Here is a 20,460-nt window from a genome sequence, read left to right as displayed (position 1 = left end):
TGTTTTTTCTCTTTTTTATTCTACCGCACGCAATGCGACTAAGGTTTCAAAGGCTTTGCCCGTGGCAAGCACATCAAGCACTTTTTCGGCGTTATGTTTGAGATCTTCATAGCCGAATAATTTCATTAATAGCGCCGTATTCATTGCTACGGCTTGGGCGTGTTCTGCCTTACCTTTGCCTTGTAAAAGTGCGGTCAAAATTTTTGCATTTTCTTCAGGTTCGCCGCCACGCAGGCTTTCTAATGGTTGTGGCTCAAAGCCGAAATCATAAGGGCTTAGGCTATAACGTTCAATTTTACCATCACGAATTTCTGCTACTTCTGTTTTGCCGTGAATGGCCACTTCATCTAAGCCAGCGCCGTGTACTACAATACTGTGTTTATGCCCTAAACGCACCGCGGTTTCTGCATAAGGGGCAATGATATCGGGGGAATACACGCCTAATAATTGATGTTTTGGGCGAGCGGGGTTACACAATGGGCCTAAAATATTGAAAATGGTGCGTGTTTTTAGCGCTTGGCGAACTGGCACGGCGTGTTTAAAGCCAGGGTGATATTGTTGCGCGAATAAAAAGCAAATGCCAATTTCATCAAGGGCTTGGCGTGCTTGTTCGGCGCTGATATTGATATTTACCCCTAAGGCACTTAGTACATCGCTTGCGCCTGTTTTGCTTGATACGCTACGGTTGCCGTGTTTCGCTACTTTTAAACCACAAGCTGCGCCAACAATGGCGGAAGCGGTGGAAATATTAATGGTGTTTGCCCCATCGCCGCCTGTGCCAACAATATCCGCAAAGACATAATCAGGTGTTGGGAAGCTATTGGCATTAGAGAGTACCGCATTCACCGCACCGCTGATTTCTTCCGCCGTTTCGCCACGCAATTTTAATGCGATTAAGGCAGCGGCAAGTTGTTCATTGCTCAATTCCCCTTGCAACACCGCATTGAACAGGGTTTCCGCTTGGGCTTGAGTTAAAGGTTGTTTCTCAAAAAGTTGGTTAAGAAGTTGTTCTGTTTGCATAGGGTATTCCTTTTCTTTTTATTAAAGCATAAGTGCGGTGCTTTTTTCTTAAATTTAACGATAAATGCTGTAGCTGAGATCTTTGGCTTCATCGCCTGTCATTCCGCGGAATCCCCAACAGTGGGCGGGTTGTTCGTGGAGGGTGATTTCCACGTCAATCGGGGCGAGATTGAGTTTATTTTCAAGTTCGCAAAATAGCATTTTTATTAAACGTTTTTTGGTAAATTCTGTGCGCCCTTGCATTAAATTAATTTCAATGGCGGTGAAATCTTCGCTGCGGCCGCTTGGGAGATACAAATCGTCCGCGTCTGCGCCTTGGAAATAAATAAAATGTTTACCTGCTGGAATGTCCATTTCTAGGTTCAAACAATGATAAATAATTTCCGCAAGCTGGGCTTTGCGTGAATTAAGACGTTCTTTTAATCCATAAACAATAATCATCGGTTTATCCTTAATCGCGATTGAGCAACCAGTTTACTGAATTTTCCAACAATTTTCCCCCTTGCACGGTGAGAATGCTTTCTGGGTGGAATTGAAAACCGCAAATCGGCAGCGTTTTGTGGCGAATTGCCATAATAATGCCGTTATATTCTGCATTTACGATAAATTCATCGGGCAAATTTTCGCCCATTAAGGAATGATAACGAGCCACAGGCATTGGGTTGTTTAAGCCTGCGAACATTGCTTGTTCATCGTGTTGAATATTAGATACCTTGCCGTGCAACACTTCACCAGAATGTACCACATCGCCGCCAAAGGCTTCGATTAGTGCTTGATGCCCTAAACAGATGCCAATAATCGGCACTTTACCTTTAAGGCGTTGAATAAGTGGCAGCAAAATGCCTGCTTCTTGCGGATTGCCCGGTCCCGGTGAAAGCGCCAGAATGCTGTTCGGCTGCAATGCCATTTTTTCCACGAGTGCAATATCGCAATCGTTACGGTAAATTTGCACTTGATGTCCCAGTGTGCGGAATTGATCCACTAAGTTATAGGTGAAAGAGTCAAAATTATCTAGAAAAACAATGTTAGCCATAATCTGTCCTTATTGAGCAAGCTGGTTAGTTTGCATAATCGCATTAATCACAGCACGAGCTTTGTGGCGCGTTTCGTCTGCTTCCATTTGTGGATCAGAATCCAGCACTTCACCGCAGCCTGCTTGGATATAAGCAATGTCGTTTTGCACAAAGGCAGAGCGGATCACAATACAGGTATCAAAATTGCCGTCAGATGAAAGATAGCCCACCGCACCGCCGTAGCTATGGCGTTTTTGTTGCTCCACTTGATAGATTAATTGCATCGCTTTGATTTTTGGCGCACCCGTGAGCGTACCCATATTCATACAGGCTTGATAGGCGTGTAGGGCATCGAGTTCAGGGCGAAGTTTGCCCACCACGCGCGATACCAAGTGCATAATGTGCGAATAGCGATCCACCTGCATTAAATCTTTCACTTGGCGCGTGCCACTTTGGCAAACTCGAGCCACATCATTACGGGCTAAATCCACCAGCATTAAATGTTCCGCTAGCTCTTTTTTATCTAACCGTAATTCCAGTTCTAAACGTGCGTCTAATTCAGGATCGATATTACCTTGGGCATCAAAGCCGCGTGGGCGAGAGCCGGCAATCGGATAGATTTCTAATTGGCGCGAATCTTGGCTATATTTCAACGCACTTTCAGGGGAAGCGCCAAATAAGGTGAAATCTTCGTCCTGCATATAAAACATATAAGGGCTTGGGTTGTTCACTTTTAATTGACGATAAGTGGCAAGGCTGTTCGGACAAGCCAAAGAAAAACGGCGCGATGGCACGATCTGGAACACATCGCCAATATTGATATGGTGTTTTAAGCGGCGAATAATGCCTTTAAATGGCTCATCTTCAATGTTTACACTCACTTCCGTGGAAGCTGGTTGAACCGTTAAGTGCGGTTCAATTTTTTGTAATTTTTGCCTAATTTGCACCGCACTTTGTTCCGTGGCGGAAAGCGTATTTTGATTAAAACAGAAAGTTTGTAGCTGAGCCTGCTGGCGTTGGTGATCGAGAATCAATAAATTTTCTGCCAAATAGAAAACATAATCCGGACAGCTTAAGCCATCATTATGCAGCACAATATTTTCCATCGGGATAAAATTCGCCACTAAATCATAGGCAAATAATCCGCCAAGAAAAATCGGCGTTTCACTTGTTTTGTAAAGATCCGTTAAACAACGTAAACCGTCAAAAATTGTCGGCGCTTGTAATTTGCTATCTTCATCTAAATTTGGGTTAAGCGGCGCAAATTCTGCGATCATTTGATTATCTTGGTGGGAAAGGCGCAGAGCAATCGGCTGCAATTTTTCTTGCACCAAAGGCAACAATGCCGCACCGTTTTCATTTAATGCAGTAAAGGTAACGCATTGCCCTAAACAGCTGATTTTTAATGCGGCGTTAATTAATAACAGGCTTTTTAAGCTATTTTTACTGCTGATTTCTGCTGATTCAAGTAACAGCGTATTTTTTTGATCTTGGCACAAGGTAGCAAATACCGCAGTGGGATCGCTGTGATAAGCCACTTCTTGTGAAAAAACGTGGAGAAAAGGCGTTGTCATTGGAATTCCTTTTTGGTATAAAATAATTACGCACTATTAAACTAGTACAAGAAGGTTTTGTCAAGGGTTATCTTAGTCTGAAAGCGATTATTTATTTTATGGATATTTTCTGCGGCTGTGGATGACTTTCAGAATAATGACTTCAGTGGCAGTTTCGGTATAAATAATGCGATAGCTACGGCAAAAAATTTCTCGAGTATTTTCTACAATACCTTTCTTTCCCATTTTAGGTAAGAAGCCTAACATTGTGATTTGAGTGCGGAGTGCGTTGAGCAAACTTTCACCGCTTGAATAATGGGAAGTGTAATCAATAACGCCACGAATAATGTTGGCAATATCTTTTTCTGCTAAAGGAGAGATCAGAACAGTTTTTTTATCAGGCATAGACGGCATTATCTTTCACTTCTGCAAGTGCTTGATAAAGTTCCTTTTCTGCATTTTCAAAGCATTGTTCAAGCGAAACTAATTTTCCGTCTTGAACTTCTTTAAGGGCAATATTGACTTGTTCAATAACATATTCGTCATAGCCTTGCTCTTTTTTAAACATAAGAACCCTATATTTTTGATTAGATAGTGGCGTTAATATAATCTCATTTGACAATGCTATCAATAGTAAAAAAGGGCTTTCGCCCTTTTATTTGAAGATTAAATCAATGTATCCACTTTCGCTCTAGCTTGTTCTTGCGATTTTGCCGCGACTTCTGCGCCCGAACCTACGCCTTCTACATAAACAAAATCAACATCATCAATGCCGATAAAGCCAAGGAACGTTTTTAGATAAGGGGTGATAACATCTGTGGCTTGTCCTTGATGTACGCCACCGAAAGAGGCTAAAACGATCGCTTTTTTGCCTTTCACTAAGCCTTCAGGGCCGTTTTCTGTGTATTGGAACGTAACACGCGGACGGGCAATGAAATCAATGTAGCTTTTTAATTGAGTTGGGATATTAAAGTTGTACATTGGCGCATTGATGATAATGGTATCCGCATCTTTTAATTCCGCTACTAACTCATCGGAAAGGGCGAGCAATGCTTTATCCTGTTCTGTTTTTGGCTCACCACGCAAGGCATTGGCAGCAACGCCGTCAAAGTGTGGCAATGGATTTGCGCCTAAATCACGCACAACCACCTCTGTGCCTGCGGGTAATTTTGATACAAGATAGTCCGCAAGTTGATTGGTTTGTGAATAATCGCCGAGAATACTCGATTTTAAAACAAGAACTTTTGACATAATAAATCCTTAAACTGTGCTTATCATAAAGTGCGGTCATTATAGAGCGAATTTTTTCTAGAACAATGGTAGAAAAGGAAAAAGATTTTTTCTTAATGGTAAATAATCAGCGGAAAATTGCACTTTGCCAGAAATGCTTTATGATCGCATTTTGATTTTTTATTTAACAAAAAGGACAGCTTATGTGGTCAGAATTAGCAATGGGCTATGGCTTATTTATTCTAGAAATTCTTACGGTGTTATTGGTTATCGCAGGGATTGTCGCGATGATTATGGCGTTTAAGCAGAAAAAATCTCACCAAGCAGGGGAGTTGGTGATCACCGACTTATCGCAAGAATATGAAGAAAACACCAAGCGTTTGGCAGAGTTTCATCTTTCTGAAGATGCGTTAAAACAAGCGGAGAAAGCGCGTAAAAAAGAAGAAAAACAAAAAGCCAAAGCAGAAAAAGAAAAGCGTAAAAAAGGCGAGAATCCAGAAAACGAACGCAAGCCCCATTTATTTGTGTTGAGTTTTAAAGGCGATATTTCTGCCTCAGAAACCACCGCACTTCGTGAAGAAGTGAGTGCTATTATCGCCGTCGCTAAACCAGAAGATGAAGTGTTGCTGCGTTTGGAAAGCCCCGGTGGCGTGGTACACGGCTACGGACTTGCGGCTTCTCAGTTAGCACGCTTGAAACAGCATCAAATAAAATTAACCGTAGCCGTGGATAAAGTAGCCGCCAGCGGTGGCTATATGATGGCGTGCGTGGCAGATAAAATTATTGCCGCTCCTTTTGCTATTATTGGCTCAGTTGGCGTGGTGGCGCAAGTGCCGAATATTCATCGTTTACTGAAAAAACACGATGTTGATGTGGACGTGATGACAGCGGGCGAATATAAACGCACGGTAACCTTACTTGGCGAAAACACCGAAAAAGGCAAAGAAAAATTCCAACAAGAGTTAAATGAAACCCATCAATTATTTAAACAATTTGTTGCCCAACACCGCCCACAAATTGATGTAGAGCAAATCGCTACAGGGGAACATTGGTTTGGTCAGCAGGCACTAGGATTAAACTTAGTTGATGAAATTGCTACCAGCGATGATTTGATCTTACAAGCCATTAAAGACAAACTGGTGCTTTCAGTGAAATACACAATGAAAAAATCTCTTGTGCAGAAATTAGGAAAACAAGCTGAAGAAAGCGCCGATAATCTGTTGTTGGGCTGGTTGAAGCGTAATGAGAGGACTTTGTACTAGTCTAATATTGTAAGAAAGAGAATCTTTACATTCCTTGACAAAAAACTTCGTGGATTTCAGTTAGTAAAAAAGTTTGTTAATTTACTTTATTGGTGATTAGCTTTACTATATATGGCCGAACCAAAATGCGATTTGAGCATTCCGTTCATTTTCAGTAATGATTTTATTCAGTGTTAAGGTAAAAATATGAAATTATCACATCTTTTATTCTCTGCGGTTGCTGCGACTACATTAGTAGCTTGTGGTAACTTAAGTAAGGTTACTGATGAAGGTACATCAGATAACCTAGTTTGGCCTAAGGTTGAAGATTCTAGTTTTAATCACGATGGTTCTCAATATGGTTCTTGGCCAAATTGGGATAATGTTCGTATGATTAATCGTGGTATGAACAAAGACCAAATTTATAACCTAATTGGTCGCCCACATTTCTCAGAAGGTTTATTTGGCGTTCGCGAATGGGATTATGTATTTAACTACAAAGAAAACGGCGAACACAAAATTTGTCAATACAAAATCTTATTTGACAAAGATATGAACGCACAAAACTTCTATTGGTATCCAAATGGCTGTAATGGCAGCTTGTCTTTCAGCTTAAAAGGTGATTTCTTATTTGATTTCAATAAAGATACCCTTTCAGCGAAAGGTTTAGAAGTTGTTGATAATGTAGCCGCTCAGCTTAAAACAGCTGGTGCGAAAGATGTTAAAGTTGCAGGCTATACAGACCGTTTAGGTTCAGATGCTTATAACTTGAAATTATCACAACGCCGTGCAGATCGTGTTAAAGCACGTTTAATTCAACAAGGTGTAACTGCGAATATTGAAGCAGTGGGTTATGGTAAAGCAAATCCAGTTAAAGCTTGTAATGATGTAACAGGACAAGCATTAAAAGACTGTTTACGCGACAACCGCCGTGTTGAAATTTCATCATCTGGTCAGTTAGTTAAAGCGGAAGAAGTGAAAAATGAAGCTGGCAATGTTGGCCCAGCTCCACTTTACGCAAAATAATTAATCTATAAAAAATACAAGCTGACCTTGGTTTTCCAAGGTCAGTTTTTTTATGTCTTTAATAGAATAAATGCTGATGCAAAGCTTGGATCTGCGTTTTCTCGCTTTCAAGAGAAAGCCCGTTTAGCGCATAATCTAAATCTATTTTTGCTTGTTTGAGTGCGGCGTCGCGAATGGCTTGGTTGTCTGATTGTGTCCGTAGCACCGCGAGCGCTTTTTGTACTTTGATGTGAATTTCTAACATTGCGCTCCCATCACGACAAATCGGCGTAAAAGGTTGCAAAACAAGTTCTTGTTCATTGAGATTTAACATTGCCAGACGATCATATTTCACCGTTTGCTTTTCAGCTTTGCTATCAAGTAGTAAGCGTAATAAAACGCTAATCACTTTAATTGCCGTGCCGGGATCGTTCACCGCTTGAGATAAGGCACGTTGCGCCACTTCGCTTAATACGATCAAACCAAATTTCGGATCTTGTGCATAAGAGCGGTTGTTTTCGATGATAAAATTTTCTTGCAGCTGAGCCATTTCTTCAATGGATTTATTGACATAAGCCAGTGGCATATTCGTATGAACCAATTTTCCCGGTTGAATGGCAATTTCAATTTCACACTCATTTTTATCAGCAAAATCTTGCAAATTTTGCATATTGATATGGCTTAAATAGCCTGTTTCATGGGCGTGGATCGCATAAGTAAAGCGGATTTTGTCAAGGGATTTCGCCCCCATATTGGGCTGTTGCCAATAATTATTTAGGGCTTGTTGTGAAGCCGTTTCAATTTTTTCTAAGGTATTATTTAATAGCCCGAGTTGCGATAAGGCACTCACCCAAGTAATTAAGGTGGTGATTAAATAAATCAGCACGCAAATCGTACCAACAAACAGCACAAATCGTCCTGCTTCGTTGTAATACCCCATTCCGAGCGTGATTTTGGCAATCACCGCATACACAAAGGCGGAAATAAAACTTGAAATGGCAAGGCGAGTGGTATTATCGCCCATCACCAATTCTGTGGCTCTTGGCGTGGCTCCGTTAGAAGCAGACGAAAAGGCGGAAACCATAATAGAAAGGGAAAAGGTACTCACCGCCAGCATACTTGATGCCATAATGCTGAGAATATCATTGAGCAATTCTTCGCTAATATCAGGCATTATATCTATCGGCAGTGCTTGGTTTTCAATCAACGCTGAGAAAAGCGCCAAAAATACGGCAAATAGCGCCCCTAAAATTGGCGTGAGCCATAACCCATTACTTGGTTTTTTTAGCCATAAAATTAGGGTAAAAAAATGCTCTTTAAGATAGCTTAACATCCGTTTTCCTATATTGAGAGGGAAATGCTTACCATAGCAGATTTTGCGCAGAAAGAAAAAGGGCTGAGTTGTTCAGCCCTAAGATTATAGATAGTTAGAATTTATAAGACACCGAGGCATTGATATTACGCTCAGCACCGTAGTAGCAGTAATAATCGCAGCCTGCGACATAACGGCGGTTGCCGACATTTTCTACATTTAACTGAGCAATCCAGTTAGAATCAAATGCGTAGCGTGCCATTAAATCTACTACAGTGGCAGATGGTACTTCTTTGCCTGAATAAAGTGAACCTTGAGAAGTAACACTTTTACCAACATAACGTACGCCTGCGCCCACCGTTAAACCATTTAATGCGCCGTTATCAAAGGTGTAATCGGTTTTCACAGCAAAAGTATGTTTTGGAATTAATGGGTTGCGCACATCGCCGCTCTCTTTACGAGTGATTGATTTCAAATAGGTATAAGCTAAGCCCATATTCCAGTTGTTAGTTACATTCACATCAGCTTGAACTTCCACCCCTTTGCGATGCACAGGATCGGCATTGCTCACGGTTTTACCTAAACCATTCGACACTAACGCACCTTTATCTTTGGCTTTGAAAGCCGCAACGGTGATTGATCCGTTTAACCAGTCTGGCAAATATTTGATCCCCACTTCATATTGGTGAGTGATATTTGGATCATAAAGTTTTTGATTGCCACTTAATCCCACTGGTAAATTAAAGGATTCACTGTAACTAAAATATGGATTTAAGCCGAATGGCGCTTCATACATTAATGACGCAGAATAAGAAGTATTGCTGATTTTTTGTGAAGATGTGTATTCATCTTGTTTCGCACGATCGTGGCGTACCCCAAGGTTTAACACAAGGCTATCCATAAAACGGCTTTGATTTTGTAAATAAAGCCCCAGTTGGCGCGCAGTGATGTAGGTATAAGGGGCATTGATGGTTTGAGCCTGATTATAGCCAGAACGAGCCTGTTTTAAATTCACTGCAGAAGTGCTGCCAAATAGGGTATAGTAGGCTTTCACTTTTTGATGACGATAATCTGTTCCCACCACTAAGGTATTTTTCAGCCAATCGTTGCTATATTTCCAAGTGAGGTGATTATCGATCGTGTGCGAAATAGATGTGCCATCATTAAAAACGACACCGCGAGTTAGGTTATAGCCAAATTGGCTTGCTGCTTTAGATACCCAAACGTCTGGACTAACCTCCTCAGAAACAGCAGGATAAGCATAAGAACCACGGTGATAGTTATTGGCATAAGTGTAGCGATAGCTACTGTCAAAACTTAAATTATCATCAAATTGATGGCTAAATTCATAGCCGATATTGTATTGGCGGTTGTATTCACGATCATTGACAGGATCGCCAAGGTTGGTGGAACGTCCAATATAGCTACCATCAGGGAATGGCACGAGCGAACCTTCTTGTGGCAAGAAATTCGAGCTTGGCACGCCTTTATCAAATTGATAGCTAGTTAAAAGGGTTAAGCGAGTGCGATCAGAAATATCCCATTCCAAAGATGGCGCGAAATAAACGGTTTTATTTTTTGTTGCGTCCCATTGTCCATTTTTAGATGAAAATGCACCCACTAAGCGATAACGCAGATCATCATTATTGCTGATGCGATCCGTATAATCTACGCCGACGCCATATTGATGATGATTTCCAGCGTTAAGGGTAAATTCCCCTTTGCCAATTTGATCTTTATGCGGACGCTTGGTGACATAGTTGATCAAACCACCTGAGTTTGCTGCGCCGAAGGTCATTGCGTCTGCACCTTTGGTTATTTCCACCGCTTCTAAGCCAAAGGTGTTTACATAAGGGGTAAAAAAGCCATAGCTTGCCATTGGTAAACCATCAAGAGCTTGCGTAACCTCCGCACCACGCACTCTAAACCAGTTGGTGTTGGTATCTTCACCAAACACTTGGTTTTCAAAGCCCGCTTGATAACGCCCGATTTCATCGGCTTTAGTGATATTTTGCTGATCCAGTTGTTCGCGAGAAAGGGAAACTGCAGATTTAGCTTGATAAATCGGCACTTCACCCATACGGTACATCGATCCCGCTTCTACCGTGATCGCCTCCAACTCTTCCGCCCAAAGATTTTGCGAGGCGAGTAAAAGTGCGGTGGATAAAAGGGATAATTTAAAAACAGCTTTTGGCATAAATAGTCCTTAATTTACTACAAGTTACAGCTTAAATAAGGGGCGTTTCCGCCCCACGAAAATAAAATTATTTGTTCACTTTAAAGGTATAAGTGCTATAAAGTTTACGTTTTTGGCACACTTTTTGATCTGGGTAATCCATTTCATAAATGGCCTTGATTTTCCAAGTGCCTGCTAAGGCAGGAATGAAATTCACCTTGCCTTGTGCGTCCGTTTTGCCAGAGAAAGCTTGTGGTTCACGGTGATCGTAAACGGCTTTTTCATCAAGTTTGGTAAATTCGTTGGTCGTGCCGATCACGCTCACGCCTTTCGCTGGCTGACCTTGATACAATACTTGCACGGGGAAGACTTCCATCGGGCTTAGCGTGGTTGGATCAACCAATGGCACGATTTCCAACGGTAATCCCACTGGGGCAATGGCAAAATCGCTCACATCAACACCTGTGTTCACATAGGTTGAAGCGAACATACTGGATTCTTCGCAGTAATTGGCATCTTTCATTTGAGTGAGATTTTCACGCTTCCAGCCGTTGTCATTTTTCGACCAAAATGTCGGTTTATAGCTGCCCGAAATTTTGTATTCCGCTTTCGCCAACGGGCTGGTGGTTACATAGTGAAAATTTTCGCCCTTTTGGGTGAGGGTAGTGCTTTTGCCGTCCGCACTGTGCAACACCAGCGGATTTAAAATATTTAAACGCCCCTCTGCGATTTTTTCCCCTTCAGGAAAACGATCGCCATAGCCAAGCACCGCAAGCAAATCTTTGCCCGCTTCCGCTTGTTGTGCATATGCCCATAAATCGTGTGCTTGCCCTGCCAGAGGGAACGCCAAGCCACATACTAAGGCGAGATGAGTGAGTTTTTTCATTTGATGTCTCCTATTTTGTAAATAAAAAAACGTGGAATTTTCTGACCGCACTTTTCTACCTCTATTTTCAAAGTGCGGTGTAAAATTCCGCCATATTGCCGTTCAATTTCAACCGTTGAAAGCAAACGGCGATAACTTTTTAGCTTTTGGAACAATATCTTGCATTACAGCGAATTTCATTGAGTGAAGCCGATACGTTCAGCAAAACAAGGCTTACGCACGTCTTTTCCCGTCAAGCCAATGGCTAGATTTTTTTCATCAGCCATAAAAAATACGTTCCACCGAGCAAGGTGGCAACCAAGCCCGCCGGGATTTCGTAAGGGAACAATATTTGTCGCCCGAGCCAATCTGCCATAATCATCACCGTTGCCCCTAATAAGCCTGCCGCCAACAGTTGGTTTTTGCTGTGGCGGAAGCCGAGGCTGTATGCCAAATGGGGAGCGAGCAAGCCGATAAAGCTGAGTGAGCCAACAATCAAAGTAGCACAGAGCGTTAAGGCAATGGCAAATAAAAATAAAATCCCGCGTGCTTGGGTGAGGTTCATCCCCACCGCTTGGGCGACGTTGGCATTAAGGCTTAACAAATTCAGCCAACGACAAAAGACAAAACTCAAGGCGAACAACGCAAGGGCGATAACGAGCATCGGCAAGGCTACTTCCTCAGTGGCATAATAGGTTGAACCCGATCCCCAGCTTAATAATTGCCACGCACGGGGATCACCACTGGCGATTAAAATCCGTTGAATGGCTTCAAAAAGGGCGGAAATGCTGATCCCTGTCAGCAACACTTGATCGGGTTGCAAGCCGTTTTTACGGTTGATCCACCAAATCAGGCTGACAATGCTCAATGCACCGAATGCCCCCCAAAACGCATATTGGCTGATCGCCATTGCACCCGAGACAAAAATGGCTAGCATTACGCCAAAGCTCACGCCTGAGGTAATGCCTAATAACTCAGGGCTTGCCATTGGGTTGTGGCTGAGGCGTTGCAGAATGGTTCCTGCCAAAGCGAGCATTAGCCCCGCAGAAAGGGCATAAGCCAAACGCGGAAAACGCAAAGCGAAGAGGGGGGCGTTTAATTCAAGTTGCCAGCCGTGGCGACCTTGTGCGAACCACAGCGAACATAGCCCCGCAAGGCAGAGCAAGCCAAGTAAAAGTGCGGTGCTTTTTGATGATGTTTTTTTCCACGCATTTTGCCCAAGGGGCGAACTGTCCACCACTCGTCCATATTGTTGGCGATGACGAAACACTAGCCACAACAGCAACGGCGTGCCGAATAATGCGGTAACCGAGCCAGTCGGCAAGCCTACGCCCCATTGTTTTTCGATCAGTTGCAAGGTTAAATCGGCAATCAATAACAATACGCCAGAAAAATAGACACTTCGCCACAATAAAGTTCGGAAATTCGCACTGCGGTATTGGCGTGCAATGGTGGTGGCAGCTAAGCCGATAAAGGCGATCATTCCCACACGGCTGACGATTATCGCCACTAAATACGCCGCCAGTAACACACCAAGCAAGCGGATTTTTTTCACATTCACGCCTAAACTTTGAGCGTTGCTTTCTTGTAATTGCAGAATTTGCAACGCAGGGCTAAGTAGCACGATGCCGACAATGGCAGGGGCGAGTAACGGCAGCAGGGTTAGGCTGTCATACCAGCTTTCTTGTACCAGTGAGCCGCTGCCCCAAACGAGCAAGCCACGGCTTTCTTCAGGGTAAAAGAGCATTAAAAGGGAAGAAAACGCTCCAAGATAAAAACTCACCACCAGCCCTGCAAGCACGATCAACAATGGCGAAAGCATTTGCCGCCACGCCAGTAATAGCACTAAGCCTAAGGCGAATAATGCCCCAATAAAGGCTATCGGTGTGGTGCCAAATTGCAATAAATTTGGTAAAAACAGGGTAGCCAGAAATAGGGCGAATTGTGCGCCACCGCTCACTGCAAGGGTGCTGTCGGAAGCCAGCGAATTATTCATAATTTGCTGTAATAATAGCGAAGCCACACCTAGGCTTGCCCCTGCTAAGATTGCCATTAGTACGCGCGGTAAAGTGAAATTGAAAATCAGCAGTTGGCTGGTTTCACTTTGTTCGGGCTGTTGCCAAAGTAGCAACGCAAATAACGCCAGTGCAATCAGCCCAAGGCTTGGCATTAAACGAATTTTTACCATTGGCTTTCCCCTTGTGGCTGACGTAATCCTTGGCTTAAGGCAAGGGCTAAACGCTGAGCAGAGGGCAGAGCGCCGAATGTCCAAATGGCGGGTAAAATCAGGGGATCTTTCGCTAAAGGCAAGGCTTGCCATAGGCTATTACTCGCCAGTTCTTGTGGCACATTTTGCGGATAAGGCTTGACGATCACCAATTTTGCGTGGGGGAATTGTGCGAGCTGATTTAGGCTAATTTGGCTAAATCCCCATAAATTTACTTCTTCTTGCCACGCATTTTGTAGTCCAAGTTGGGTTAGCACCACACCGGGCAGACTTTGTTTGCCGTAAACACGCAAATGACGACCATCAATAAATTGCACAATTAACAACGGACGCGCTTGAAATGGGGTGAGCAAGGCTTTTTGTGCGGCAAAAAGGGTTTCGGTTTGATGAATTAACGGCGTGGAATCCTCACCCACTATATTGGCAAGTTGGCGTGTTGCTTGAAGTTGATTTTGCCAGAAATCTCCTGCTTGATAAAAATTCACTCGCTCAACCGCTTTCACTGGCGACAAATAAGGCAAATTGGCTTGAGCGGTAGCGAAATACATATCGCCATTGGGGAAATGTGCGATCTCAAGCTGAGCGAGCAATTCTTTATTCGGCTGTAATCTTGTGCCTAAATCCACCGCACTTTGTGGCAACGCAGGTTCGCTCACCCAATTTTGATAGCTTTGTTTATCGCCCACCGCCACAGGTGAAACGCCTAGCCCGAGTAAGGTTTCCGCCACCGTCCAATCAAGGGTGGCAACCTTTGGCATCGCAACACTCTGCATTGCAAAGCTCGGCAACGAAATTAGCATTAACAGCAATGAGAAGAAAACAGCCCGAATATTCATTATCACCTCTAGAAAAATGCCACTGGAACGTGGTCAATAGGGTGAGATTGCACTTGCAAATCAATGTGATAAATCTGTGCGAGGGCTTCGGGGGTCATTATCTCTTGCGGTGAACCCTGCATTAATAATCTGCCCCCTTGTAAGGCGATAAGCTGATGGCAAAAACGGGCAGCAAGATTGATGTCGTGGATCACAATGATCACCCCTAAATTAAGCTGTTTCACCAATTTTTCGATCAGTTGCATCACTTCCACTTGATGAGCAATATCCAACGCTGCCAAAGGTTCATCTAATAATAAAAAACGGCTTTGCTGTGCCAATAGCATCGCCAGCCACACACGAGAGCGTTCGCCACCTGAAAGGGTGTCCACAAATTGATCGGCATAGGCTTGCATATTCGTCCATTGCAAGGCATTTTGAATGGCTTGCTCATCTTGCTTTGGGTTGCGTCCTAACAGCCCATTCCACGCATAACGCCCCATTTGTAGCAAATTTTTCACCGTTAAATTACTCGCCTGCGGGAGATATTGAGGCAAATATGCCACCTCACGGGCAAAGGCTTTGTTTTTCCATTGCTGAATGGGACGCTGTGCAAAACGCAAATCCCCGCTGGTTACCGCCTGCTGACGGGCAAGTAACTTAATTAACGTGGATTTCCCCGAACCGTTCGGCCCAATAATGCCGTAAATTTTGCCTGTGTTGAATTGTAACGAAATCGGCTGTAAAAGCACTTTTTCTTGAATGGCAAATGAAACGGCATCTAACTCAAACACAAACTTTCCTTATTTTGCACTGTAAATTAAAGGGGGAGAGATTTTAATTGATAACTGTTATCATTTCAATAGGCGATGGCAAAATTTATTAGTCAAAAATGAGTAAAAAATCACCGCGCTTTTATTGGGGATTTAGTGAAATTGGTGAGCAATATTAATAATATTAGGTGTGAAAACAAAAAAGTGCGGTAAAAAATGACAGAAATTTTTATAAAAAATGGGTGAATACCCTGTATTTCACCCATTTCAAAGAGATTAAAGGGGAATTATTGCGCTTTCTCTACTTTCTTATCCTGCGGTAAGATGAGATTTAAAATCAACGCTAATAAGGATCCCACAGTAATGCCCGAACCTAACACTTCTTTGAAAAAGTGCGGCAGTTTTTCGAGCAATTCTGGACGAGTGGTTACGGCTAAGCCACAACCAATGGAAATAGCGATGATTAAGCCGTTGCGTTTGCTGCGTTCAATGCTATCTAACATTTGAATACCTGCGGCAATAATCATTGCGAACATCATCAGCCCCGCGCCACCAAGCACTGGCAGTGGAATTGATACAATTAACGCACCAAATACTGGGAATAAGCCTGCTAGCACCAATAATGCCCCAGTTAAGGCAACAACATAGCGGCTTGCCACGCCAGTGAGAGAAATCACGCCGATATTTTGTGAGAAAGAAGAAAATGGCGTGGTGGACATAATCGCCGCAAGGGCTGAACCTAAACCATCACACAACACGCCGCCGCGTAAATGTTTCCCTGTGATTTCCGTTTTCGTAGCGTTCCCCAAGGCTAAGAAGTTGCCGCTTGATTCCACAATGGTTACCAAATAGGCGATGGACATACCAATAATTCCTGCGATAGGGAAAGATAAACCAAAGTGTAGCGGTTGTGGCACGGCGAAAATTTGCGCTTGTTTCACCCCATCAAAATTCACCCAACCTAGGGCGAGTGCCACCACATAGCCTGTCATCATTCCAATCACAATGGCTGCGGCGGAAAAAATCCCTTTACCCCATTGCACTAAAATCACCACGATGACTAACACGAAACTTGCCATCATCAGGTTTTCTGGCGTGGCATAATTCGGATCGTTGCGTTGTCCACCAGCAAACCAATCCACCGCCACAGGAATAAGGCTAAGGCCGATCATCATTACCACGGTTCCTGTTACCACCGGAGGGAATAATTTACGGATATAAGGCATAAAGAAACTACCGATGATCATCACCAACGATCCCACCAGCGAAGCCCCTAAAATCCCTGCAACGCCATCTTCACTAAAGCCAATGGCAAGGGCTGCGGCCACAAAGGTGAAACTGGTTCCCATTACGCTTGGCAAGCGAATACCGATTGGGCCTAAACCACGGCATTGAATAATGGTTACCACACCTGAAATAAGCAGTGCGGCATTTACTAAGGTGATGGTGTCTTCAGTGGGTAATTTTAATACATTCCCGATCACCAATGGCACAGCAATAATCCCCCCTAAGGCGGCAAGCAAATGCTGAGCGGCTAATAATAGACTTAACCCGAAAGGCGGTTTGTCTTCAACGGAATAGAGTAGGTTGTTGTTCATAAGCTTTCCTGAGTAATAAAAAATAGCGCGCATTATACTTGAAAATGGATTTTAAGCAATCGTTTGCTTTTGTCGGGAACTAGATTAAACCTAAGGGATAAAAGAGATGAAAAAGGGAATGCCTTGAGATGGAGAAAAATTACTGAGCAAATTGTGCAGCCAAGCAGGAAAATAAGTAGAAAAGTGCGGTGATTTTTTGTCAAATTTTGCCCTTAAACTGGTTAAGGGCAAAATTGAAATATTAGTGAGATTAATTGAGATAGTTAAACACTTTCACCACTTTTGCTACGCCCGAAACATTTCTTGCAACTTCAGTGGCGGCATTGGCTTGCTCTTCGGTGAGATTGCCCATTAGGAACACTTCGCCATTTTCGGTGATCACTTTCACATCGGTGGCTTTTACCCCTGAATTGACAAACATTTTGGATTTAATTTGTGTGGTGATCCAGCTGTCTTTAGCAATTTGCGATACCGAAATAGGTGAACCAATGCGCAGTTCGTTATACACTTTGGAAACATTGTCCACGCCTTCCGCTAATCCCGTAGCGAGATCTTTTAAATTTTCATTTGGTACTTCGCCGATCAGCAAAATACGTCCGCTATAAGACACCACGCTAACACGGCCTTCGCTTTTGATTTGTTCGTCTTTATAGATTGCACTTAGCACTTTTTCTTCAAGTACTTCATCATCAACTTGCGTTCCCGCTGTTCTTGGATCGGTGGCGACTTTCGTACCAATGGCGGCCGCACCAGCTACGCCCGCAACGGTTGCAGTTACACAGCCTTGTAATAAAAATGCGGTACCAAGAATAAGGGCTAATTTTTTTAAATTCCTTGTTTTCATTAGTTGTACTCCTTTTGATTATCTATAAAGGGTTGATATCTATGAATGAGAAAAAAGAGAATGATCAATTAACTCACAAATCGTATTAATAATAAATAGATGATGTTCCAAAATACGGCTTTCTTTTACCGTTGGGGCAGTGATTTCCAAATCCTGTTCGGTGAGAAAGCCTTGAATATGATCATTATTCGCGCCTGTTAATGCTATGACACTAATTTCTTTATTTAGTGCGGAATTAATTGTATCTAGCACCATTTCTTCATTGCCAAAAGGGGAAAACACCACCAACAGATCCCCTTGTTGTGCCACCGCGTTGAATTGGCGTTGATAGAATTGTTGCTTGGGGCGATCGGCAATAATCGCTGATCCAATGGCGTTATCCAAACTTAATAACACGGAAGGAAAGCTCGGTCTTTCTAGCTCATAGCGATTGAGCAAGTTCGCCACCAGAAACTGCGCATTGGCATAAGAGCGCCCTTGTCCACAGACGATAATTTTATTGCCACGCAATAGGCAGGCGACAATGTTTTGCACCGCTTGAAAAATGGCATTGGGCAATAAGCTCGAAGCAGAAATCTGGGTTTGTATGCTTTCGCTGTAAAGATCTTTTATTTTATCTAACATTGTGATTTATCAGGCTTATTCGTCAAGAAAATTAGGAATCCACTGTAAGTCTTGTATTGTATTACCAAATGCCACTAAGTCAAAACGGCAATCAGTATCTTCTAGGCTGCAATCTTGTTTTGCCAGCCACATATTGGCGGCATCTAGCCATTTTTGCTGTTTTTGCCAATCTATACTTTCCACGGCAGAACCAAAAAAATCATTTTTTCTTTGCCGCACTTCAACAAAAACAATGGTTTCGCCATCTTGCATAATTAAATCCAGTTCACCACATTTAAAATGCTGGTTGGCGGCAATAAATTTTAGCCCTTTAGATTGCAAAAAAAGGCGAGCTTGTTGCTCAAAGCTCGCCCCTTGCTGACGTTTGGATTTAAACATATTAATTGCTTAATACAACCACTGACGCATTTTGGTATTGATACCACGTCATATCACGTTCGATATTACAATTCGGGCCAGCGCTTAATTTACCGGTTAAACCGTTAATATTGAAGCCAGGAACTTGGCGTAACTCATTGAATTGGTTGATCAATAACCACGCATCCGCGCCCATCGCATATAAACGCATTAAGGAATAATCACCATTGGTAAAGCCTGCCACTTTTTTGTATTGTGCGGAATCCACATCTTTAAAGAATGGAATATCACTAAATTCTAAGCCATTCATTAATAAGCGATATTCAGGGCCGTTGTTAGATGAATTACTGCGTGAACTTGCATAAAGTTTTAAGTTCGCATTGGTGTTGTCAATCACGGTTTTTAATTCGCTTAATTGAGTATTGGTGGCAACGATATATAAGCCTTTAATATTCTCATTAATGCCTGTTTGTAAAGCAAAACTAATATCATCAGCACGGTTATAGAATTTTACGTTAGCATCGGTGCCAGATAATTTTTGCCAACGGGTATTGAACGCTGATGCAGTACGCTGGCCTAAATCATTTTGTGGCACGATCACTAACGGATTGTGAATGCCCTCATTCCAAATGCGGTTTGCCGCGGATTCTGCTTCATCTTCAGGGGCTAATCCGTAATAGCAAAGCTGACCAATAGCACGAGAGTTTGCCGTAGAATTAAGGGTTAGCACATTCAAGCCTTGTAGCAGATCGGCACGATTAGTTAATTGATCCACATTTTGTTTCAGCAATGGCCCAACGATAGTGGTAATGCCTTCTAGTTTGGCTTGCTCAATGATATTTTCAACAGGAGTAGAAAGGGTATCAAACACTTTAACCTGAATGGCTGAATCGCCTTTAGCATCATCAAAACCACGTTTGATGGTGCTACCAATAAGTTGTGCATCACCGCTTAATGGCAATAATAATGCCACTTGTCCAAGTTGCGTTTGTTGGAAATTAAATAAGCCTTGTAATTCTGTTGGGAACAAATAGCTCGCAGAATGGCTTGGATACATCGCTTTCCAATTTTGTAATGCTTGGCTTAATTGTGCGGGCTGATTTAAGTTATCATTATAGGCTTTGGCTAACGCTAACCAACCCCCTAATGCCGCATTACCATTTGCTGGTGTGCCATTGATTAAGCCACGATTTGCACTGCGCAATAACGCCCAAGTGCGGTCGTTATTTTCTTGTTTTCTTTTACTATCAGTTAATAACGCATCAATTTGAATACGCGCTTTTACCGCATCAATAACCTGATTACGATTTTGCGCCACACGCGCCATTACTTCATAATAACGCGCTTTTTGTGAAGGACTTAGTAACGCTAAGTTGATCATTTTTAAACGCGTTTCAGCATTTTGATTATTGCCTTTCACGGCAGCAATATGCGCTTCAATCAGCGATTTATCTAAAAGTTGCTCTTCGTTTAAATCTTTCAATTCTGAAAGCATTGCTTGTGCTTGCGGAATTTTATTCTCACGCACCAACACACGCGCAGCAAGCAATTTGTAAGTTTGTTGATCTTCAAGATTTTGTGTACGTTGAATTTGATTGATGTAATATTCCGAACTGGCATTTGCATCATTTTTCAGCACATTTGTAAAGCTGTTACCGAACAAATTGGTACAGCCTGCCAAAACCAATGCAAATAAAAAAGGCATTAATCGATTTTTTAAATTAATGCGTTGTAATAGAATAGTCATAATTACTCCGTTGTTGAAAACAATCTCGGGGATCTTACTTATCTCAATAATTAAAATCAA

20 protein-coding genes are annotated in these 20,460 nt (G+C 42.7%); 2 read left to right on the top strand and 18 right to left on the bottom strand.

The window, feature by feature from the left end; genetic code table 11:
• Positions 1–15: 15 nt before the first annotated feature.
• The 7 genes from trpD to DYC50_RS08550 all read right to left on the bottom strand — a co-directional run bounded on the left by trpD (position 16) and on the right by DYC50_RS08550 (position 4,837).
• Positions 16–1,020: an anthranilate phosphoribosyltransferase gene (gene trpD / locus DYC50_RS08575; protein ID WP_115249826.1), complete on the bottom strand. Its 1,005-nt coding sequence runs from the start codon at positions 1,018–1,020 to the stop codon at positions 16–18.
• Between the two features lie 54 nt (positions 1,021–1,074).
• Complete coding sequence (locus tag DYC50_RS08570) at positions 1,075–1,461, bottom strand: tautomerase family protein (protein ID WP_115249825.1); 387 nt, start codon at positions 1,459–1,461, stop codon at positions 1,075–1,077.
• A 10-nt stretch (positions 1,462–1,471) separates the two neighbouring features.
• Entirely contained in the window at positions 1,472–2,053 is a 582-nt protein-coding gene (locus DYC50_RS08565; RefSeq protein WP_115249824.1) for an aminodeoxychorismate/anthranilate synthase component II, read from the bottom strand.
• A gap of 9 nt (positions 2,054–2,062) precedes the next feature.
• On the bottom strand, positions 2,063–3,607 hold the full coding sequence (gene trpE, locus DYC50_RS08560) for an anthranilate synthase component I (RefSeq protein ID WP_115249823.1): 1,545 nt from the start codon (positions 3,605–3,607) through the stop codon (positions 2,063–2,065).
• 96 nt (positions 3,608–3,703) lie between these two features.
• Positions 3,704–3,991 carry a type II toxin-antitoxin system RelE/ParE family toxin gene (locus DYC50_RS08555; RefSeq protein WP_172459079.1) on the bottom strand — a complete coding sequence of 96 codons (288 nt, stop codon included), beginning with the start codon at positions 3,989–3,991 and terminating at the stop codon, positions 3,704–3,706.
• On the bottom strand, positions 3,984–4,154 hold the full coding sequence (locus DYC50_RS10665; RefSeq protein ID WP_172459078.1) for a hypothetical protein: 171 nt from the start codon (positions 4,152–4,154) through the stop codon (positions 3,984–3,986). Before DYC50_RS10665 ends, DYC50_RS08555 begins: the two co-directional genes overlap by 8 nt.
• Before the next feature lie 98 nt (positions 4,155–4,252).
• Positions 4,253–4,837, bottom strand: a complete 585-nt coding sequence (locus tag DYC50_RS08550) for an FMN-dependent NADH-azoreductase (RefSeq protein ID WP_115249821.1) — start codon at positions 4,835–4,837, stop codon at positions 4,253–4,255.
• Between the two features lie 182 nt (positions 4,838–5,019).
• Between DYC50_RS08550 and sohB the strand changes: the two genes are divergently transcribed.
• A complete protein-coding gene (gene sohB / locus DYC50_RS08545; RefSeq protein WP_115249820.1) occupies positions 5,020–6,078 on the top strand; it encodes a protease SohB in 1,059 nt (352 codons plus the stop codon).
• A 186-nt stretch (positions 6,079–6,264) separates the two neighbouring features.
• Positions 6,265–7,083, top strand: coding sequence for an OmpA family protein (locus DYC50_RS08540; RefSeq protein WP_115249819.1), 819 nt, complete (start codon positions 6,265–6,267; stop codon positions 7,081–7,083).
• 58 nt (positions 7,084–7,141) lie between these two features.
• Here DYC50_RS08540 and DYC50_RS08535 read toward each other — a convergent pair whose 3' ends face one another.
• From DYC50_RS08535 to DYC50_RS08485, 11 genes are all read right to left on the bottom strand, one after another.
• A complete protein-coding gene (locus tag DYC50_RS08535; protein WP_115249818.1) occupies positions 7,142–8,395 on the bottom strand; it encodes a DUF2254 domain-containing protein in 1,254 nt (417 codons plus the stop codon).
• 94 nt (positions 8,396–8,489) lie between these two features.
• Positions 8,490–10,571, bottom strand: coding sequence for a TonB-dependent siderophore receptor (locus DYC50_RS08530; protein ID WP_115249817.1), 2,082 nt, complete (start codon positions 10,569–10,571; stop codon positions 8,490–8,492).
• Between the two features lie 67 nt (positions 10,572–10,638).
• A complete protein-coding gene (locus DYC50_RS08525) occupies positions 10,639–11,436 on the bottom strand; it encodes a DUF4198 domain-containing protein (RefSeq protein ID WP_035687185.1) in 798 nt (265 codons plus the stop codon).
• A gap of 244 nt (positions 11,437–11,680) precedes the next feature.
• Positions 11,681–13,603: a Fe(3+)-hydroxamate ABC transporter permease FhuB gene (gene fhuB, locus DYC50_RS08520; RefSeq protein ID WP_115249816.1), complete on the bottom strand. Its 1,923-nt coding sequence runs from the start codon at positions 13,601–13,603 to the stop codon at positions 11,681–11,683.
• A complete protein-coding gene (locus DYC50_RS08515) occupies positions 13,597–14,478 on the bottom strand; it encodes a TroA family protein (protein WP_245934877.1) in 882 nt (293 codons plus the stop codon). Before DYC50_RS08515 ends, fhuB begins: the two co-directional genes overlap by 7 nt.
• 8 nt (positions 14,479–14,486) lie before the next feature.
• Positions 14,487–15,251, bottom strand: coding sequence for an ABC transporter ATP-binding protein (locus tag DYC50_RS08510; protein ID WP_115249815.1), 765 nt, complete (start codon positions 15,249–15,251; stop codon positions 14,487–14,489).
• A gap of 266 nt (positions 15,252–15,517) precedes the next feature.
• The gene (locus DYC50_RS08505) at positions 15,518–16,828 is read right to left on the bottom strand and encodes a nucleobase:cation symporter-2 family protein (RefSeq protein ID WP_115249814.1); all 1,311 of its coding nucleotides are present in this window, start codon (positions 16,826–16,828) and stop codon (positions 15,518–15,520) included.
• Positions 16,829–17,078: 250 nt separating this feature from the next.
• A complete protein-coding gene (gene dolP, locus DYC50_RS08500) occupies positions 17,079–17,672 on the bottom strand; it encodes a division/outer membrane stress-associated lipid-binding lipoprotein (protein ID WP_115249813.1) in 594 nt (197 codons plus the stop codon).
• Positions 17,673–17,711: 39 nt separating this feature from the next.
• A complete protein-coding gene (locus tag DYC50_RS08495) occupies positions 17,712–18,296 on the bottom strand; it encodes a D-sedoheptulose-7-phosphate isomerase (protein ID WP_115249812.1) in 585 nt (194 codons plus the stop codon).
• 15 nt (positions 18,297–18,311) lie between these two features.
• A complete protein-coding gene (locus tag DYC50_RS08490; protein ID WP_115249811.1) occupies positions 18,312–18,674 on the bottom strand; it encodes a YraN family protein in 363 nt (120 codons plus the stop codon).
• Between the two features lies 1 nt (position 18,675).
• Positions 18,676–20,400, bottom strand: coding sequence for a penicillin-binding protein activator (locus tag DYC50_RS08485; protein ID WP_115249810.1), 1,725 nt, complete (start codon positions 20,398–20,400; stop codon positions 18,676–18,678).
• Positions 20,401–20,460 lie beyond the last annotated feature (60 nt).

The sequence above is a fragment of the Avibacterium avium genome (genome assembly GCF_900454535.1).
GTDB lineage: Bacteria > Pseudomonadota > Gammaproteobacteria > Enterobacterales > Pasteurellaceae > Avibacterium > Avibacterium avium.
This window is presented reverse-complemented; position numbering and strand designations above follow the sequence as displayed.

Bases quoted from the DNA above. Each gene is read 5' to 3' on its own strand.
- DYC50_RS08490 (WP_115249811.1), bottom strand. From the start codon at position 18,674: ATGTTTAAATCCAAACGTCAGCAAGGGGCGAGCTTTGAGCAACAAGCT.
- DYC50_RS08540 (WP_115249819.1), top strand. From the start codon at position 6,265: ATGAAATTATCACATCTTTTATTCTCTGCGGTTGCTGCGACTACATTA.
- DYC50_RS08495 (WP_115249812.1), bottom strand. From the start codon at position 18,296: ATGTTAGATAAAATAAAAGATCTTTACAGCGAAAGCATACAAACCCAG.
- DYC50_RS08570 (WP_115249825.1), bottom strand. From the start codon at position 1,461: ATGATTATTGTTTATGGATTAAAAGAACGTCTTAATTCACGCAAAGCC.
- trpE (WP_115249823.1), bottom strand. From the start codon at position 3,607: ATGACAACGCCTTTTCTCCACGTTTTTTCACAAGAAGTGGCTTATCAC.
- DYC50_RS08515 (WP_245934877.1), bottom strand. From the start codon at position 14,478: ATGAATATTCGGGCTGTTTTCTTCTCATTGCTGTTAATGCTAATTTCG.
- trpD (WP_115249826.1), bottom strand. From the start codon at position 1,020: ATGCAAACAGAACAACTTCTTAACCAACTTTTTGAGAAACAACCTTTA.
- DYC50_RS08535 (WP_115249818.1), bottom strand. From the start codon at position 8,395: ATGTTAAGCTATCTTAAAGAGCATTTTTTTACCCTAATTTTATGGCTA.
- DYC50_RS08485 (WP_115249810.1), bottom strand. From the start codon at position 20,400: ATGACTATTCTATTACAACGCATTAATTTAAAAAATCGATTAATGCCT.
- dolP (WP_115249813.1), bottom strand. From the start codon at position 17,672: ATGAAAACAAGGAATTTAAAAAAATTAGCCCTTATTCTTGGTACCGCA.
- DYC50_RS08565 (WP_115249824.1), bottom strand. From the start codon at position 2,053: ATGGCTAACATTGTTTTTCTAGATAATTTTGACTCTTTCACCTATAAC.
- DYC50_RS08505 (WP_115249814.1), bottom strand. From the start codon at position 16,828: ATGAACAACAACCTACTCTATTCCGTTGAAGACAAACCGCCTTTCGGG.
- fhuB (WP_115249816.1), bottom strand. From the start codon at position 13,603: ATGGTAAAAATTCGTTTAATGCCAAGCCTTGGGCTGATTGCACTGGCG.
- sohB (WP_115249820.1), top strand. From the start codon at position 5,020: ATGTGGTCAGAATTAGCAATGGGCTATGGCTTATTTATTCTAGAAATT.
- DYC50_RS08525 (WP_035687185.1), bottom strand. From the start codon at position 11,436: ATGAAAAAACTCACTCATCTCGCCTTAGTATGTGGCTTGGCGTTCCCT.
- DYC50_RS10665 (WP_172459078.1), bottom strand. From the start codon at position 4,154: ATGTTTAAAAAAGAGCAAGGCTATGACGAATATGTTATTGAACAAGTC.
- DYC50_RS08550 (WP_115249821.1), bottom strand. From the start codon at position 4,837: ATGTCAAAAGTTCTTGTTTTAAAATCGAGTATTCTCGGCGATTATTCA.
- DYC50_RS08555 (WP_172459079.1), bottom strand. From the start codon at position 3,991: ATGCCTGATAAAAAAACTGTTCTGATCTCTCCTTTAGCAGAAAAAGAT.
- DYC50_RS08530 (WP_115249817.1), bottom strand. From the start codon at position 10,571: ATGCCAAAAGCTGTTTTTAAATTATCCCTTTTATCCACCGCACTTTTA.